This window comes from uncultured Oscillibacter sp. (genome assembly GCF_910587525.1).
Lineage (GTDB): Bacteria > Bacillota > Clostridia > Oscillospirales > Oscillospiraceae > Oscillibacter.
Genome location: NZ_CAJULS010000232.1, coordinates 1 through 2284 on the forward strand (window position 1 = coordinate 1; position 2284 = coordinate 2284).

The 2284-nt window shown below is 56.8% G+C and carries 1 protein-coding gene and 1 tRNA gene; one reads left to right on the top strand and one right to left on the bottom strand.

The genetic code is table 11. The features are described 5' to 3' along the window. Positions 1-1277: hypothetical protein (locus QZ326_RS12910; protein ID WP_295745991.1), on the top strand; the 1277-nt coding region annotated here is incomplete at its 5' end. Between the two features lie 924 nt (positions 1278-2201). Here the strand turns inward: QZ326_RS12910 and QZ326_RS12915 are convergent. Then, a tRNA-Arg gene (locus QZ326_RS12915) sits at positions 2202-2278 on the bottom strand. Between the last annotated feature and the right edge of the window lie 6 nt (positions 2279-2284).

Sequence of the window (2284 nt, forward strand, 5' to 3'; positions counted from 1 at the left end):
AGGACATCAAGATCATCCGGGAGGCGGACCTGATGGCCGCCCTGGAGGGCCGCACGCCGCCAGCCCCGAAGCCCGCGCCGAAGCCCGCCCCGAAACCTGCGCCGAAGCCCGCACCCAAACCCGCACCCAAGCCTGCATCAAAACCCGCGCCCCAGCCCGCGCCCACCGTACAGAAGGCCAGCGAAGAAACGGCCGCCCGCGCCAGGATCATTGAGCCGGTCCTGTCGGATGTCCCCCTGACCGCTGCGGAGATCAACGCCGCCCTGGGCACAGACTATACCGCCCTCCAGGTCGCTGTCGCTGTAAAGCTGATTTCGGGCGCCGGCACAACCACCGTGAAACGGCGGATCTCCACAGGCGGTGTGGACACGGAAAAGGACTATACCGCTTATTACCTGAACGCCAAGAACGCCAAACCCTCCGGGCCGAAAGCCCCTGCGTCCAGGACCCTCGCCAGTGAGCCGGGCTTCCGCATGGAGGAGATCGAACCCAAGGCGGGGGAGGAGGCCCGTTTCCGCGTCAGCATTGACCTGTCCGATCTGTTGGGCGGCGGGGACGGCAGCGCTGCGCCCTCGCCGAAGGCCTCGCCCAGTCCCGCCGCCAGCTCTGCCGTGGATGCGGAAAGACAGAGGCGGGAGGCCGCCCATAGAAAAGTGATGGACAATGCGGAACAGAGGCGGAAGGAGAAGGAGGCCGCCTATAACAAAGCGGTGGAAGCCTTGAAGGCAGATGTTCAGAAATCCATTGAAGCGGGAAAAGAGACGATTGCCAAGCAGAAGGCCGAGGTCCAGCGCATTGCGCAGGAGAAAAGCCTCGCGGAGCAGAGACTGAGGCAGCTGGGACTCTTCAGCTTTTCCGAGAAAAGGGCGGTGAGGGAGCAGATTGCCCAGTTTACAAGAGAGAGCAGAGAGGCCGAACAGAAGCTGGAAGGCCTGAAACGAGAGGCTCGAAAGAAGGCGGAGGAAACCCTGGAAAAGCACCGCCTTCCCCTGCCCCCTGCACTGCTTGGAGGCAGCAAGAGCGCCAGCAAGAGTGCCAGCAGGAGTGCCAGCGGGGATGCAGCCGAGAGAGCGCAAAAGATCGAAGGGGTGCTGAGCATTCTTCCCATGACGGCAAAAGAGATCAACGCCGCTCTGGGGACAGACTACACGGCGCTGCAGATCGCCAACGCTGTAAAATTCATCCCGTCGGCCTGTACAGCAAAGGCTTTCCGGATTGAGACAGACAAGGATGGAAACCCGACGCTGCGGGAGTTCACCGCCTATTATAGCAAATAGCCGGCGCTGTGAAATTCACCTTATAAGGGCAGCATACACGCAATAAAATACTGCGCCTGCCCCGGTACGGCGAGTTGTTCCGGGGGCAGGCGCAGTTCTTCTTTAGATAAGAGAAACCCGCATAAACTATTGAGTTCGCGGTGATAAGGAAGTATTCAAAGCAGCACTTTTGACATTTTTGATAATATTTGCACTCGCAAAAATATCGACTTTCAAGGAGCTTTTCGTCAACTCCACGAATGGTCCCTTTACCGGATACCGCTCCGAGCCACAGAGGACAGAATGCTCTAAAATGTGAAAGATGCCTGAAGATCTGTAAGCAGCTTTCCACGAATATCTTCGAACTGCTGAGAAATGACCATAAGCTGGATCTGAGATTGTCCCAACAGCATCACCTGATTCAACACCAGGGATTCCACCGCGAGCATAATGATCTCGTAAAGGATTTGTTCTGTATTGGAAAAGGGGCCCTATATGCACAACACGAGTATATCTGTTACCCAGACGGCAATAGATACAGGCCAATGAAGACACTTGTGCATCACCAAGTTGACCACATCCATCCCCCGGTAGAGGATCCAACCCGCATAACCATTCCTAATGCGGCGCCCAGCAGTCCTCCACCTAAAAGAGCGGCCAGCAGCGGGCCCGTTGTAAGGCAGGTAACGCCAGCCTCCTGATTGCCAACGGCACGGACGTAGCTGCCGTTGCCAGTTTGCTTGGCCACTCCCAGCCCTCCACCACGCTGGACATTTACACCCACGCCTTCGATAAGAATAAGAAAGCGGCCAGCGAAACACTCCAGCAGAGTCTCGAAATCTGAAAAAACAGGGTTGACTGCTGCGGTAGCGGTCAACCCTAAAATTTTAATTGCAACTTTTAGACAAGAGAAACCCGCATAAACAATTCGTTTATGCGGGTTTCTGGTACGCCCGACTGGATTCGAACCAGCGGCCTTGTGAGTCGGAGTCACACGCGCTATCCAACTGCGCCACGGGCGCATACCT